The following is a 15,485-nucleotide window of genomic DNA, read 5'->3' on the forward strand; positions in this document are numbered from 1 at the left end:
ATTTAATTTTTTACTCTTCCGGGTGAGTTATTTGAAAATAAAATACTAAAAAATATAAGAGTTAGTTAAAATATGCTCTACCGTTGCAGTACCAAAGCCATGGAAACATACCATCAGCACGGCAAATAGGACCTACATGTTGGACACTGCCAGAAATCATCGAATAGTAGACGGATCTTGCTTGTGCTTCTCCTACACCAGCTGCTTGTATATCTTTCCATTCTCCGGCCATAGAACCGAAGGATATTATTGAAAAGGAAACCAAGAAAACAGTTAATAACTTATTGCATTCTTTCATTTTCATCACCAAAAAACAAAAATTAAAAAATATAATATCTTTTCTAAAGACTCTCACCTTCACACCGCCAAACTGTACCACTGCCAGGCGAAGGAATTTCTAAAATAATTTGGCAGCGGACGTTAACTAATGTAGCAGTAGTTTTTGACTGCAGATCCCTTAACGCATAGTCTCTTGTACCTCCCCACCCAACAAAAACATCTGCTATGGTAGGAAAGCTAACTATAGCAAGTGAGAAAATTAGAGATAATTTCTTGCGATTAATCATATTCAAAGTTCCTTATTAAATTAAAAAGCGCAACCATTAACGACTGCGCTTTCCCTTCTTACATTTTGTATGTAGCGCTGATGAAGTATCTTGCACCAAATTCATCCACGCTATGAGTTGTTCCAAATTCGGGTAGTCGTCCAATTCTAGCTTCATTCAAAAGGTTAATACCTTCCAGTGACAAGTCCACTCTGTCATTTACATGCCATACAATTGACGCATCTACTTGCTGATAGTCATCTGCAACCGCTAAAACCCCATTATAATTAAATGACCACTCATCACGTGAATTAAAAGCAACTCTTGCACTGAGAATTTCGTTCTCATAATAAGCTGCTAAATTATACGAGTTCTTTGAAACTTCATACATTGGAATAGAAACACCTGACGCTTGCTCCAAAGTGCTATCGGTATAGGTATAATTTGCCTGAACACCGAAGCCGTTTCCGAAATCTTGCTGATAATTCAGCTCTATTCCTTTTACTTCTGAAGAGCCAGCATTACGGAATCGAGTCACACGACATGCACTACATCCGTCAATGTCTTCGACTTCAGTCGTTTGCTCAATGTAGTCGCTAATATCTTTAAAAAATGCAGTTGCGCTGAGAATTGATGTTTGGTCAAAATACCACTCCACACCAACATCAAACTGATTTGAAGTATATGGATCTATATCAGGAGAGCCTACCGTAGCTTTTTGTTGAAACTCTGCGATATCGGAAAGCATTTGCATTTGATCATAATCAGGTCTTGACAAGGTAGATGAGGCAGCAAACCTAACTAACAAATCATCACTTAAATCTTTGACTAAATTAAAGCTAGGCAACAATTCATTATAGCTTTTCTCTCCTTTCAAAGGGGTGCCATTTGGTGTTCCATTAGATGTTCCAAGTGATGTCACATCATTACTTACATAACGAAGCCCGAAATTCCCCCGATAAGTTTCACCTTCGAAGTTTGCTTTCAAGTATGCTGATGTTATCTCTTCCTCTACGCGGAACTGCTTGACAATATTGAGAGCCCCTTTGTTAGCTTCTGCATAGCCCCAAATAGAGTCGTTTAAAAGCGCAAAACCAGAAACAGTTCCCGGACGACCTTCTTTACCATTTAACCCTGTAACATGCCCACCATTGAAATCGGACAATTTAAGCCCATCTGCCATGCCCTTAGCCAGCAAGCCTGCATCGTACGTATGTTGAGCAGCTGAGAAGAATTGATCTTGATATTTAATGCCACTTTGTAATGAGGTGAATATACCTAATTCAAGATGATACGTATGATCTAGTTGATAATATTTTATTTCATTATCTCTAACGTTGTTTAGGTAAGAAAACTCCGAATATAACTGTTGTTGGCTATGGTCCGTTACATAATCAGGATCTGTTGGAGTCAAAATCAAAGGACCTGAAATATCATATGAAAATCCAGTCTTACTTTTATCGTCTTGGTTTCCCCACCAAGTACTTGACTGCATTCCTCTTGATTCAGCATTTGAGCGTCCGATAACACCATCCAAAGCCCAACTTTCAGCTTCGTATTCAAAAGTCAGATTTAATATATCTGACTTCATTTCTGGGTCGCGAATTACTGGATTACTAAACATTGGAAGGCGGGAAGAATCCTGACGGCCAGCAACCACCTTACCCGCAACCGCTACACCTTGAGAATTGGTAACAACCGAGTCCGCTTCCACTACCGCGTTGTGATGGAAAAATGCAAACAGTGCCGTGTTTAGATGTGGATTTGCTAAGACAAATCGATTGTAGTCAAGGGTAAACAGCAGGTCGTCTGTGGCTTGATATTGCAAAGTAAGCTGACCACTTTCCCGTTTTCTTTCTTCATTAAAATGAATAGACGCGAAACCTATCGGAACCGTCAACAAGTTTCCGTCGGTGTCTTTGACAACAGTGTCACTATCATAATCATCTCCAGGGAAATTCCATTGCATCGGGTTACTAAATGTACTTAAGGTTTCCCTGACGATATCCTGCTGCTCCACGGAGTAAGCGGCAAGTACACCAAATTTTTCGTCTTCACCTTTCCAACTGTACAACCCTGATACACTTGGTTCCCAACCATCACTATTGGCATTGTGACTTCCTTCTATTGAGCCAAATATAGTGTTTGATTGCATATCAAGAGGTCTGCGAGTTTTGAGGTTGATTGTGCCACCCATTGCACCCTCATTTACCTCTGCATCAGTGGATTTGTATACATCCATGCCAGCAATCTGCTCGGAAGAAACCAGCTCAAAGTTAAAGCTTCTTTTAAATCCCCCCAAATCGAACCAACCAACGCTGGCTACATTTTGTCCATTCAGCAACACAATACTTTGCTGGGGTGATGTTCCTCGGATGTTAACCCCTTCGACTTCACCATAACCTCTATTTACTGTCACACCGGGAATACGCTGCAACGCATCACCAATGTTCTTATCAGGGAAGTCACCGATATCTTCAGCAGAAACGCTGTCTAAAACAGAATCTGACATACGCTTAGTGGCCAGCGCCTGGGTCAGGCTGCCACGAATGCCACGGACCTGGATAACTTCGGTTTTATCAGCCGCCTGGGCGCCAGTGGCGGCGCTTTCCTGGGCGGTAACGGGTAAAGCACAGCAACCGGCCAGGATGGCTAGTGTCAGGCGGCTAAGTGATCTGTTCATATTCCCTATCCTCTCGTTTTAATTGCTATCTGGTGTAAACGACAATATGTCTTTTGGTTTTACTTATTATTTATCCATCATTTAGACTAATGTCAACTATTTGTTAAGAAAGTTAATGATGGGTTAGTAAAAACTCAGCCAGGGCCTGGGCTGACACCCAGCGGCTGGAGTAGGTGCAGATACAACTTTGCACGTTTGAAAAATGCTGAAGCGGGTAGTCAGGTCCGAGCAGCAGCAAATGCAGATTATCCGGATATTGCTGTAACAGCTGCGTCAGCCTTTGTCCTTGCGCGGGGTCGAAGTCTTCCCCTGGCAAAGGGTAATCTTCCCACACGGCAAGAATGGGTTTATCAGCAAAACGCTGATCAGGTGCGGTTAAGAAGGCCTGCAACTGGGGAAATTCCACCGCAATGAGTTCAGGTAGCTTGCCGTGCAACGATTTGAGCAGCTCGCTGCTGGCAGCCCTGGGATCATTGGGACCAATGCCGCGACTGTTAACCAGGCGCTCCTGATTGGCAGGGTCTGCCAACGGGATAAAATAACAGGGCGTGGTTAAATCGGGCATGGGCTTATTCTCCCTGAGGCGCCGTATCGCTTGTCGTGCTGCCTGCACCGACAGTTTCCCATCCTGAGTTTGAATCAGGGGACTGGATGGTCGTTGCAGCTTCTGATAACGCATAGTGAGTACCTCACCCAGCCGGCTGTCCAGCAAAGACTCACTTACTCTTCCTTGTCGCACCGCATCAATCACTCCGTCCAGCGTGGCTTTTTGAATAGCCTTGTAGTCGGTGCTTTGATTTTCATAATGTTCTTCCGACAGCATCACCAAATGTGCGCCGGCCTCCAGGGCCATTAAAGCAGCCCCAACGGGGTCATACTGACGCCGCATCGCCCACATATTCATACTGTCGGTGATAATAATGCCGCCAAACCCCATTTGCTGCTTTAGTAGTTCAGTCAGAATGGGTTTGGATAAGGTCGCGGGTAAGTCACTGTCCAGTTGCGGAAAGCGAATATGGCTAGTCATCACCAGATCCACCCCGGCGTTAACGGCGGCCTGGAACGGCATCAGATCCTGCTCCAGCAGTTCAGCCTCTGATTTATCCACCACTGGCAGGGTTTGATGACTGTCTTCGGCGGTGTCACCATGACCGGGGAAATGTTTGGCACAGGCCAGTAATCCGCCCTGATGCAGCCCCTCTACCGCGGCGCAAACCTGTCTGGCTACCGCTTGCGGCTGTTCACCAAAACTGCGCTGGCCGATAATCGGATTGTCCGGGTTGGTATTTACATCGGCACACGGGCCAAGAATACAGTTATAACCCAGAGCGCCGATTTGCCGGGCAAACATCTGATATACCTCTGACGTCAGCTTTTCATCGTCAGCCTTACCCAGCGCCAGGTTACCCGGCCCCAGATCCAAATATTTGGTTAAGATACCCCAGGCCCCTTCCTGATCCACCGCCAACAGTAATGGCGCATCACAAGGACGCAGGCTGGCCTGATGTTGTAACTGGGTTGCCAGCTGTTTAGCCTGCTCTGGGGTGGCCGCATTGTCATCGGTCAGGTAGAAGCCACCAATATGGCGTTCACGTACCAGATAGCTGGCGTAATCCAAATCCCGTCCGGCAAAGGCCAGCACAAACAATTGTCCAACCTTCTCTTCCAGACTCATGGCATCCAATAATTGCCTGATATTCCTCTGCATCCATTCTCTCCTACGCAGACTCGGCGAATTGCAGACCCGACGCACCAGTGATCAGCGACACCAGATCGTTCTTATCCACATCGGCAATGGCCACATCGGCACTGCAACGGCCCTGATAAAGCACCACGGCGCGATCGCAGGTATCCATGACATGCTGCATATTGTGGCTGATCAGCACCACGGCCACGCCCTGTGAACTAATCAGTTTAATCAGCTCATTTACCTGAGCGCTTTGTTCCACGCCGAGGGCGGCGGTGGGCTCATCCATAATCACCACTTCAGCCCCCCAGCTAACAGCACGGGCAATGGCAACCGCCTGGCGCTGACCACCAGAAAGATTCACAATCTTTTCATTCAGACTGGGAATACGGCTGTTCAGGCGATTCAGCGATTTCTGACTACGCTTGGTCATGGCTTTGGTATCCAGCCAACCCAACCAACGTAGTAGCGGATTGGACGAGCGGATTTCCCTGTTCAGATACAGATTCTGTACCACGTCAAATTCAGGCACGATGGCCAGATCCTGAAATACCGTTTCGATACCGGCATCCCGGGCATCCATGGGCGAATTGAGTTTTACCGGCTTATCGGCAATCAGGATCTCGCCTTCATCCGGTGGATGAATACCAGAGATACATCTGACCAGGGTTGACTTACCGGCGCCGTTGTCGCCCAGCAGCCCCACCACTTCGCCTTTGTTAACCTTAAAGCTCACCCCACGCAGGGCTTCCACCCCACCAAAACGTTTGGTGATCCCTTTGACTTCCAGAATGGTCTGGCTTAATGCATTTCTAACCATTTCTTGCCTCCCTTGCGCCGATGGCGACAGCGGTAATCAAAATCAGGCCACGGGTAATCATTTGTTCGTCGGTGGAAAAGCCCGACAGAATTAAACCGTTGTTGATCATGCCCATCAGCCAGGAGCCGATAACCGCACCAATAATGCTGACCCGTCCACCAAACAAGCTGGCACCGCCAATGGCTACGGCAGCAATCACGGTGAGCAGGTCTGCTTCCCCCAGGGTATAACGGGCGCCCGCCAAGCGACCGGCATACAACAAACCGGCAATGGCTGCACAGAGTGAGCATACGATCAGTGCCTTAATACGCACGTTTTCGATACGAATCCCCATGGCGCGCGCTGACTCGGGGCTGCCGCCCACCGCCAGCAGGTGGCGACCAAACACCAGTTTGTTCAGCACCACATAACCAATCAGGGCAAAGATCAGGGTCCACCACAGCAATCCGGGCACGCCCAGAAACTCGCCATTACCAAATAAGGCTCGGAACATGGGGTCGATCACCGGGATAGACTCAAGATTGCTGACCTGGCGGGTAATACCAGTGATCACGCCCATGGTACCCAGCGTTATAAGCAGTGACGAGACTCTGAGCCGTTCAATCAACAAACCATTGATCAGGCCCACTAACATACCGGTCAGCAATGCCCCGGCCACAGCCAGTGGCATACCTACATATTGCAGTAAAATGGCCCCAACAATGGCACTGAGTGCCACCACCGAACCAATGGACAGGTCAATGTGCCCCACCGCCAGTGCAAAACTCAGGCCCACCGCCATAATAGTAATAGGCGCGGTCTGGCGGATAATATTCATAAAGTTACTCAGGCTTAAAAAGCCGGTGTCATTCAGGAAGATGGCAAAACCAGCCAACACCAGAATAAACATGTAGTAAATAAAATACTGGCGCTTCAGTAGCTTGGTAGCCCAGTCCTGGCGCGCCAGCGCAGGTGAAGTGGTGGACATGTTAGTCTCCAAGGGCAAGGTTGATAATTCGTGGTACATCGGCCTGATAAGCTTGCTGCCAGACATCGCGGATATTGTCGCGGGTCACCAGGTCAAAAGGTACCAGGGTAAATAATGGAGCAGATTCGCCCAGCTCGGCCAGCAGGGCCACTCTGGCCATGGTGGCGCCAATCTCGTAGGGACGATCCGCCACGGAGGCCAGCATATTGCCACGCTGGGCCATATCCAGCAGGTTGTTGACCCCCAGATCGTGAGACACAACTTTTACTTTAGAGAAGCCATCGCCGCGTAGCGCTTCCACCACCCCTTCGGCGGCAGAATCCCAGGCCACATAAATCACATCGATATCTGGGTTTCTGAGCATCATGGCAGAGGCGATAGCACTGGTATCCTGCTCTTTAACAAAACCCTTTTTAGCGGTAATTTCAATACCCGGGTAACCTTCAAGCGCCTTCAGGAATGCCTGATCTCTGGTGTTGGTCACAAAGTAATTTACATCGTGGAATATCACTCCTACTTTGCCCTTGCCCTGCACGTGACGGTTAACAGCCTCGGCCGCCTTTTGCCCCATGCCCTGCATATCATCAGAAACGATCCCGGCGTAATCCCGGCCGTGAACAAACCCCGGAATAGGGTTACTCAGCAATACCAGTTTGGTGCCGCTGTCTACGGTTTTTTGTAGCCCCACCTTGGCGCTGATACCATCAATCACCAATGACAACAGCATGTCCGGGTTAAGGGCCTGAATGTTTTCTATGTCGGCCACCTGCTTGGCCGGATCGTACTGGGCATCTGTGGTCACCAGTACCTTTACCCCATAACGCTCGAAGGTGTCAGTGGCACCGCGATTGACCGCGCTGATCCAGGGGCTGGCACCGTGCCAGGCCATGGCCGCCGTTAATTGTTTATTTTTAAGACGATGAGCCTGCTCGGCATCAATTACGATTTCGTCTGCTTTAGCGGCATTGGCCAGCGCAGCAACAAAGTCAGGCTCATCCTTGGCACCAGCAGGTGGCCCCAATAACATCAGGCCACAGGCCAGCGGTAAAAACAGCTTTAGCATTCACAACCCTATTACGTTAACTTTACATCTAAGGCTAGTGTAGGGTGACCGTTTCATATGTCAATCATTTTTACTTAAATAAAAATGCAACAAATAGTGCTGGCAGCGATCAGCATAATACGTACAATGTTCCGGCCACTTTGAATCCAGAGACGTGATAGTTGCAGGCATCAAACTCCAAACAAAACAAAGCGTTGAATCTACGGCTGGTGCTGTCACATATCGCCACCCTTAGCCCCATATCCAGGGCAGAGATTGCCAAGATTACCGGCCTGACCAAGCAAACCATTACCAATATGGTGGATGAACTGCTGGCCGCTGATCTGGTCGCCGAGTTAGGCATCAAAAAAGAAGGAACCGTTGGTAAGCCATCCAAAATGCTGGCCTTATCAGGCAAAGGCACCTACAGCCTCGGGATCCGCGTATTTGCCCAGCACTGTCAGTTGGCCATGTATAACCTGACCAACGAAAAGCTCGGGCAATGTCAGATTGAACGTGGCGCGTCGCTGGAACACGGGCTGGAACTGGCTATGCAGGCACTGCTGGCCGACTATGCTGTAGAACCCGGTGACTTGCTGGGTATTGGCCTGAGTTTTGTTGATCAGTTTGACCATCAATATCCCAACCATCAGGCCAGACAGGATTTTACTCAACTGCTTGCTGACAAACTCAATCAGCCAGTGGTGCTGGAAACCACTGCCGCCGCCTGCGCCGCCTGCCATATGTTGCATGGCGAAGCCAGAGGCCTGAACAGCTTTGTATATATTCATCTGGGACTGCAGGTGGAATCTGCTGTGGTATTTGGCCGGCAGATTATGCTGGGGCACAACCAACTCACCGGTGCCATGGGTGAGATTTTTGTGACCCCAGAAACCAGTGACAAAGATGGTGAACTGGGCAGACTTAACGATTTTGCTTCTTTAGACGCGTTGCGTGGTCAGGCCCGCCAACCGCACATGGATCTGGTTGGCATGGCGGCTTTACTGGACAGTCAGCCACAGGTGGTAGACAAATGGCTGGAACAAGCTGCCGAGCCTATGCGCATCGCTATTCATATGCTGGAGTCAGTGCTCAATACCCAAACTATTATATTTGGCGGTGATATCACGCCAGAACTGCTGGATCTGCTGATTGCCAGGTTACGTCCGCTGATTCCATCCATCTCTCAATATGGTGAACGCGATGTGCCCCGTATTCTTAAAACCCCCAATGTGCAGGACATTGCCCTAAGTGGTGTAGCCACCCTGCCCTTACACAGTGCCTTGGATATGCATCAGCCCTATGCTGCCCGCCTGCCGCAATTAGCCGAACTGACCACCAAGCAAGCTTTGTTGTTTGTAGCAAACTAGCACGAGCTGAGATTTGGCTTACCAGCCCGTATCTTATCGGGATGGCTTAGGTGTTTCTGTGTACATAAATTATAAATAATTAGTAATTTTAGACAGGAGAACCCTATGCAGGTCCGTGCCGCCGCCTTTTTACTGGGCACTGCTTTTTTACTGAATACTGTCACGCTAAACGCCCAGGCAGATGAAAGCCCATCGCCACAACAGCAGGTCTGGCAGGCCGAAACCGCCTTTGCGCAAAGTATGGCCAACAGAGATCTGCAAGCATTTGCCCGGTTTGTTGCTGCTGAAGCGGTATTTTTTAACGGCAACAACGCGTCGACGGGGCGCGAGGAAATTGTCAGCCAGTGGCAAGGCTACTTTCAAGGGCCTGAGGCCCCTTTTTCCTGGGCGCCTGAACAGGTTACGGTGCTGGCCTCAGGTACACTTGCTTATAGCAGCGGGCCGGTTTACAACCAACAGGGTGAACGCTTTGCCACCTTTAATTCGGTTTGGCGACTGGAAGAAGACGGCAACTGGCGCGTTGTATTTGACAAGGGCACCCCCAGGTGCCCTGCGCCAGCAACGCAGTAATGCGTCGTTCTGCTGCGCTGGGATCACCTATCTGTGACCCCCAGTGTGGTACCTAAAGGCGTTCTATTTTTTGTAGCGCTCAAACCAAGCCAGGGTATGTTCAATTTTGGCAATCATTCTTGAAGGTTTACCGGCTATACCATGCGGCGCACCTGGCACTCTGACCAGAACGGCATCCACCTTTTGTAGCTTCAACGCCTGATAAAACTGCTCTGACTCAGAAATGGGCGTACGCCTGTCCGCTTCACCGGTCATAATCAGCGATGGCGTTTTCACATTGCCCACCAGCGACAATGGCGAACGCTGCCAGTAATGCTCAAGATTGTCCCAGGGCATACCAGGGAATTGATTGCGAATCTGACCAAGATAACTGTCGGCAGTCAGTACCTTGCTGACCCAGTTGATAACCGGTTTGGTAATGGCGGCGGCGTTAAATCTGTCGGTCAAACCAATCGCATAGGCCGTGGCGATTCCCCCGGCAGAACCACCGGCAATAAACAGGTTGCTTTTATCGATAAACCCTTTGGCCAGCAGGGCATCGACGCCGGAATTATGGTCGGCAAAGTCTTCTTTGGAGCTGTATTTACCATCCAGCAGCATGGCAAAACGTTCACCGTAAGACGTACTGCCTCTGTGGTTGGCATAAAACACCACATAACCCTCTGCCGCATAGCGCTGCAACTCTGCTGCAAAGTGCGGTCCATAGGCCAGATGTGGGCCACCATGAATTTCCAGTAACAACGGGTATTGCTGGGCCGGGTCAAACCCCGGCGGCGTAATGTACCAGCCCTGGATTTTTTCGCCGTCAAACGACGAGGCATATTCAATCTCGTGGACCTGGCCAAGCTCCTTGTGGCTGAGCAGATCATCGTTCAACGCGGTTAACTGGCGTTGTTTGCCCTTATACAGATAACCTAAATCGGCAGGACGCTGGGCGGTGCCGAGGGTAAAGGCAATGGCACCATTGTCCGCCAGGCTGAAACGCCCGCTGATGTAAGGCCTTCCCAGGCTGGTACCTGATAACTCGTCAGTCAGTTCCTTGAGTTTACCCGCCAAACTCAACTCGGCCAGTTTACGTTTGCCGTTGTCGTCATACTGTATCACCAGATTACGGCTGCCCTGCCACTGTACATCGTCCACAGACCGGTCCAGTTTATCGGTCAAGATCTTCGGCGAGTCCTCTCCCCATTTCAGCAATGCAACCCGGCTGGTGTTATAAGGAACAGGTTCATTCCCTTCTTGCAAATAAGTCAGGTACTTACCGTCGGCACTGAACATCGGCTGGCGCTCACTGCCAGGCTGATGAGTGACAGCGGTGATATTACCCGACTGCAAATCCACCTGATGAATGTCGGCTTCGCCGGTCTGGTACTCCCAATCGGGGTTAAAATTAGCGGAAAACAGCAGGGCCTGGCCGTCCGGACGCCATGCCAGCGGACCATAATGCTGAAATTCTCCCTGCGTCAGTTGTCTGGGGGTGCCACCACTGGCCGGAATAACAAAGACCTGTTTAAAAGCTGGCTCCAGTAAGCCACGTCCATCGGCCTGATAGCGGACCTTGTCAACAATAATAGGTTCTTCAGACCATTTGGCTCCCTTGGGCTTGCTGATTCGCTTCACTGATTTGGCATAATCAGACTTGCCCTGAGGTACATCCATGGTAAACGCCAGCCATTTACCATCAGGAGACCAGCTAATATCACTGACACCTTTTTGCAACTGAGTCAGTACCGCACTTTTATCTTCATCCAGCCAATAAAGGTGTAATTGTCTGCTGCCACTGGCATCTGACACATAGGCCAGTTTTTTTCCATCCGGTGACCAGCGAGGTTGGCTGTATTGGTGACCATCTGCCAGCAAGGGCACATTGCTTTGCTTATCGAGGTCAAATAACCATACACTGCTGCGAAGGCCGTCGGTCATAATGTCATAACCACTGCGTACATAGGCAATATATTCGCCATCGTGGCTTATCTGCACATCACTGGCATACTCCAGTTCGAAAATATCCTCAGCACTGAATTTGTTGTTTTGCGCCATAGACTGACTGGCCATCAGCATGGTCGCTAGCAGCAGGCTGGTTGTTTTTATCATATTTGAATCTCACAGGTTGCTTCGTCACTTACCTTAAAAATAAATGTCCGGGTGAACAAGCCCCGACAGGTTCAAGGCTGCAGATTTCGCGTCCGGTAGCTAAGAGCGTGTTGACCTTCTGAGTATGATTTTGCAGCAGTTTGTGAGCCCTTTATACAAGGCAGCGCGAACGTGGTGTAGTGATTCTACATAAGTGAGTAGAAGAGGCTGGATTTGCACAAAATCTATACTCAAAAGGTCAACAGGCTCTAATGCCTCGGCTTTATGCTTAGCCATCAGAAAATTCAAGCACTTGCACACCCAGACCGAGGATGATTACACTGGCAACACGACCCATTGGGCTTATCTTCCCTATGCCAGCATCCATATCCAGCCGCTGCCCGGAATGCGACCTTAAGGTACATATCCCTGCCCTGGCGCATCGGCAGCGAGCCATCTGCCCGCGCTGCGGTTACATGCTGAGCCAGTATCGGCATCTGGCTACAGATAAAATACTGGCATTTAGCCTGGCGGGACTGTGTTTTCTGCTGGCGTCGCTGCCGTTTGATTTTATGATTTTCGATTTACGTGGCCAGTTTCAGGCCATGAGCATTCCACTTAGCATCAGTACTTTGGTTGATCAGGAGTATATGCTGTTAGCGGTGCTGCAGATCCTGGCCATTTATGTCGTCCCCGGCTGTATTTTACTCGGTCTGTGTTATCTGGCGGTATTTATCCGGGCCGAGCAATATCCACCCAGAGGAGCCTGGGTCAAAAAACTGATATTTACCCTGCTCCCCTGGAGCATGGCGGAGATATTCTTTATCGGCGCGCTGATTAGTCTGGTAAAGATGCAATCCATTGCCGATATAGAACTTGGTATGTCGTTCTACGCCTATTTACTCTTTACCCTCTGCCTGGTCACGGTATTGCTGTATTTGGATGAATTTCAGCTCACCAGGCAACTTCGGCTGTTGGGTGAAAATCGCTGGCAATCGGCCAGACGCATCCCCCCTTGCAGGCATAAGACGGTGCAGCGCACCTGGGCATTGCTGGCGGCATCGGTGATCTTATACATTCCTGCCAACCTATTCCCTATTATGACCACTATGCTGCTGGGCAAAGAGGATCCCAACACCATATTGGGTGGTGTTGTTACCTTATGGCGGGGAGGCTCTTATCCCATTGCCGTGATTATCTTTGTCGCCAGCCTGCTGATCCCCATCGCCAAACTGATTGTCCTGGCCTGGCTCAACTACAGTATCCAGCGTAACAGTCCTGGTTTACGTACCTGGCGCACCAGGTTATACCGTATTACCGACTTTATCGGCCGCTGGTCGATGATCGATGTATTCGTGGTGGCCATACTGGTCAGCCTGGTACAACTGGGTAATACCATGGCAGTGTACCCAGGCCCTGCAGCAATGGCTTTTTCAGGCGTAGTATTGCTCACCATGCTGGCGGCCAATAGTTTCGATGCAAGATTGATATGGAACCATCAACAAGATGACAGATAACAATATAGCGACCCAAGCCCGCGTAGAGCCGGTAACCAGTTGGTCTAAGGTCTGGCTTATCCCCCTGATAGCGCTGGGGGTTGGTGTGTGGATGGTTTATCAGCAACTCAGCCAGCAAGGCCCTGTGGTACAGATAGAGTTTCGTTCAGCCGAAGGCCTGGAGCCGGGAAAAACCAAAATTCGCGCCCGTGATGTCGAAGTCGGTCTGGTCAAGGAGATCACCCTGGCAAAAGATCTATCCAGTGTGATTGTCACCGCCAGAATGACCGCTGATGCCGATCCGCTGCTAACCCAAGACGCTAACTTCTGGGTGGTTACACCAAAGGTCAGCCTGAGCGGCATTTCAGGCTTGTCGACGCTATTGTCCGGCGCCTACATCAAATTGGAACCGGGCAACAGCCCCCAGCGTAGTGTCAGGTTCAAAGGGCTGGATACACCGCCGCTAACCCCGGCAGGCGCCCCGGGCTTACACCTGACTCTATCCAGCGGACAGGATTTTGCCTATGCGGCTGGCGACCCGATTATTTATAAAGGGCTGGAAGTGGGGAAAATCGATCATGTGCACTTCAATGTGGCCGAGCGCACCGTGTATTACAATGCCTTTATCCAGGCGCCTTATAATAAACTGGTGACCAGCAACAGCAGGTTCTGGAACGCCAGCGGGGTTAAAATGGACCTTAGCGCAGAAGGGCTCAGTATCCAGGCCGGAAATTTACAAACACTGCTGACCAACGGCGTCACCTTTGGCGTACCAGCTCATTTACCGCAGGGCGAAGTGATTACCGAACGCACCTACTTTAAAGTTTACCCGGATTACGAGCAGGCCACGGCGCCTGATTTCCAGTACAGCCAGGAATACCTGCTATTGCTGGAAGATTCGGTCAAAGGGTTATTCCCCGGCGCCCCTGTCACCTACCGTGGACTGAATATAGGTAAAGTGCTGGCGGTCAATTTGCCCCTTGAGCAACAACCCGCTTACCTTGAACCTCAGTACCAAATCCCAGTACTGATTTCCCTTTATCCAGGTCAGATAGGCTTAAGTGACAACCTTGTGGGCAAACAAAAACTGGATGAAAAAATGGACCTGTGGATACAGGATGGACTGCACGCCTCACTTGGCAATGGCAATCTGTTAACCGGCAAACAGCTTATTGAGCTAACATACGCGCCCTTGTCGGCACGCCATAATGACCTGGTCAGTTTACAGAATTATCGGGTTATCCCCAGTGTTTCCGGCGAACTGTCACAACTGACCGAGAAATTCTCAGCGCTGCTGGATAAGTTTAATCACTTGCCCCTGCAGGAACTGGCTGAGAACGCCAGTGATATGCTGGGCACCAGTGCACAGACCATGGTGGAGATACGCACCAGTTTACAGTCAATGCAGGGATTACTGGCGGAATTACAGGACAAGCAACTGGTTGAACAGCTAAGGGCCACGTTAGCCAGCTTGGAACAACTCGCGGCTGATTTTGCCGATGGTTCCACCAGCCAGGGGGAATTGCAACGTACCTTACAACAAATTCAGCGCACCCTGCAGCAAAGCCAGCCACTGTTGCAACAGTTGAACCAAACCCCCAACAGTCTGATATTTTCAGGCCAGGGTGACGAGTCACAGCCCAGGGCGACAGGAGCCAATTAATGCGATTTTTAAGTTTGAGCATCGTCTTATTGATATCGGCCTGCAGCAGCGCGCCACCTGCTATTCAGTATTACTTACTGACACCACCCGCGGTACCGACTATACAATCGGATAATCAATCAAAAACCATGCGTTTAAGCTTGTTACCACTGCCTGACTATTTACAGCAAGACGGCCTGGTAATGCGTACCATAACCGGACAGTTACAGGTATCCCGTCAACATTTGTGGGCGCAAAGTTTACAACGCAGCATGCCCATGACACTGGCTGATGCGTTGAATGCTAAAGGCAAAACCAGATTTATCACCAGTGCAGAGCCACAGGTAAAAATGAGCGAAGATGAGTTGAGAATTCAGATTCGTCATTTGCTTATCGATCAGCAACAGGGGGTTGTGCTGCAGGCACGCTACTGGCGCCTAGACGGCAAAGGACAAGTAAAAGACCAGCAAGACTTCTTTGCCAGTGCAGCCTTAGAGACCGACGGATACCCTCATGCTGTTGCACAAATGCATGGGCTATTGGAAAAGTTGGCGCAACACATTCTCCAACAGCTTTGATACAATAGCCTT

Annotated in this window: 12 protein-coding genes; 5 read left to right on the top strand and 7 right to left on the bottom strand. The window is 49.7% G+C overall.

Features of this window, described 5'->3' with window-relative positions:
• Positions 1 to 61: 61 nt before the first annotated feature.
• The 6 genes from CSR04_RS24705 to CSR04_RS08180 all read right to left on the bottom strand — a co-directional run bounded on the left by CSR04_RS24705 (position 62) and on the right by CSR04_RS08180 (position 7,765).
• Positions 62 to 298: a hypothetical protein gene (locus CSR04_RS24705; protein ID WP_146027128.1), complete on the bottom strand. Its 237-nt coding sequence runs from the start codon at positions 296 to 298 to the stop codon at positions 62 to 64.
• A 326-nt stretch (positions 299 to 624) separates the two neighbouring features.
• On the bottom strand, positions 625 to 3,228 hold the full coding sequence (locus CSR04_RS08160; RefSeq protein ID WP_102795778.1) for a TonB-dependent receptor: 2,604 nt from the start codon (positions 3,226 to 3,228) through the stop codon (positions 625 to 627).
• Between the two features lie 112 nt (positions 3,229 to 3,340).
• A complete protein-coding gene (locus CSR04_RS08165) occupies positions 3,341 to 4,936 on the bottom strand; it encodes a glycoside hydrolase family 3 protein (protein WP_102795779.1) in 1,596 nt (531 codons plus the stop codon).
• Positions 4,937 to 4,946: 10 nt separating this feature from the next.
• A complete protein-coding gene (locus CSR04_RS08170) occupies positions 4,947 to 5,735 on the bottom strand; it encodes an ATP-binding cassette domain-containing protein (RefSeq protein ID WP_102795780.1) in 789 nt (262 codons plus the stop codon).
• Positions 5,728 to 6,702 carry an ABC transporter permease gene (locus tag CSR04_RS08175; protein ID WP_102795781.1) on the bottom strand — a complete coding sequence of 325 codons (975 nt, stop codon included), beginning with the start codon at positions 6,700 to 6,702 and terminating at the stop codon, positions 5,728 to 5,730. The genes CSR04_RS08170 and CSR04_RS08175 overlap by 8 nt, the downstream gene beginning before the upstream one ends.
• 1 nt (position 6,703) lies before the next feature.
• The gene (locus tag CSR04_RS08180) at positions 6,704 to 7,765 is read right to left on the bottom strand and encodes a substrate-binding domain-containing protein (protein ID WP_102795782.1); all 1,062 of its coding nucleotides are present in this window, start codon (positions 7,763 to 7,765) and stop codon (positions 6,704 to 6,706) included.
• Between the two features lie 161 nt (positions 7,766 to 7,926).
• Between CSR04_RS08180 and CSR04_RS08185 the strand changes: the two genes are divergently transcribed.
• A complete protein-coding gene (locus tag CSR04_RS08185; protein WP_146027129.1) occupies positions 7,927 to 9,114 on the top strand; it encodes an ROK family transcriptional regulator in 1,188 nt (395 codons plus the stop codon).
• Between the two features lie 105 nt (positions 9,115 to 9,219).
• Positions 9,220 to 9,684: a YybH family protein gene (locus CSR04_RS08190; protein ID WP_102795784.1), complete on the top strand. Its 465-nt coding sequence runs from the start codon at positions 9,220 to 9,222 to the stop codon at positions 9,682 to 9,684.
• Between the two features lie 63 nt (positions 9,685 to 9,747).
• Here CSR04_RS08190 and CSR04_RS08195 read toward each other — a convergent pair whose 3' ends face one another.
• Positions 9,748 to 11,778 (bottom strand): S9 family peptidase, encoded by a 2,031-nt coding sequence (locus tag CSR04_RS08195; RefSeq protein ID WP_102795785.1) that lies wholly within the window; start codon positions 11,776 to 11,778, stop codon positions 9,748 to 9,750.
• Positions 11,779 to 12,131: 353 nt separating this feature from the next.
• On the opposite strand from CSR04_RS08195, the gene CSR04_RS08200 reads away from it, so the two are divergent.
• From CSR04_RS08200 to CSR04_RS08210, 3 genes are read left to right on the top strand one after another with little or no spacing between them, the layout of a single operon-like run.
• A complete protein-coding gene (locus CSR04_RS08200; protein WP_102795786.1) occupies positions 12,132 to 13,274 on the top strand; it encodes a paraquat-inducible protein A in 1,143 nt (380 codons plus the stop codon).
• Positions 13,264 to 14,916 carry an intermembrane transport protein PqiB gene (pqiB, locus tag CSR04_RS08205; protein ID WP_102795787.1) on the top strand — a complete coding sequence of 551 codons (1,653 nt, stop codon included), beginning with the start codon at positions 13,264 to 13,266 and terminating at the stop codon, positions 14,914 to 14,916. Before CSR04_RS08200 ends, pqiB begins: the two co-directional genes overlap by 11 nt.
• Positions 14,916 to 15,473, top strand: coding sequence for a PqiC family protein (locus CSR04_RS08210; protein WP_102795788.1), 558 nt, complete (start codon positions 14,916 to 14,918; stop codon positions 15,471 to 15,473). The genes pqiB and CSR04_RS08210 overlap by 1 nt, the downstream gene beginning before the upstream one ends.
• Positions 15,474 to 15,485 lie beyond the last annotated feature (12 nt).

Origin of the sequence: Bowmanella denitrificans, assembly GCF_002887595.1 — a bacterium.
Lineage (GTDB): Bacteria > Pseudomonadota > Gammaproteobacteria > Enterobacterales > Alteromonadaceae > Bowmanella > Bowmanella denitrificans.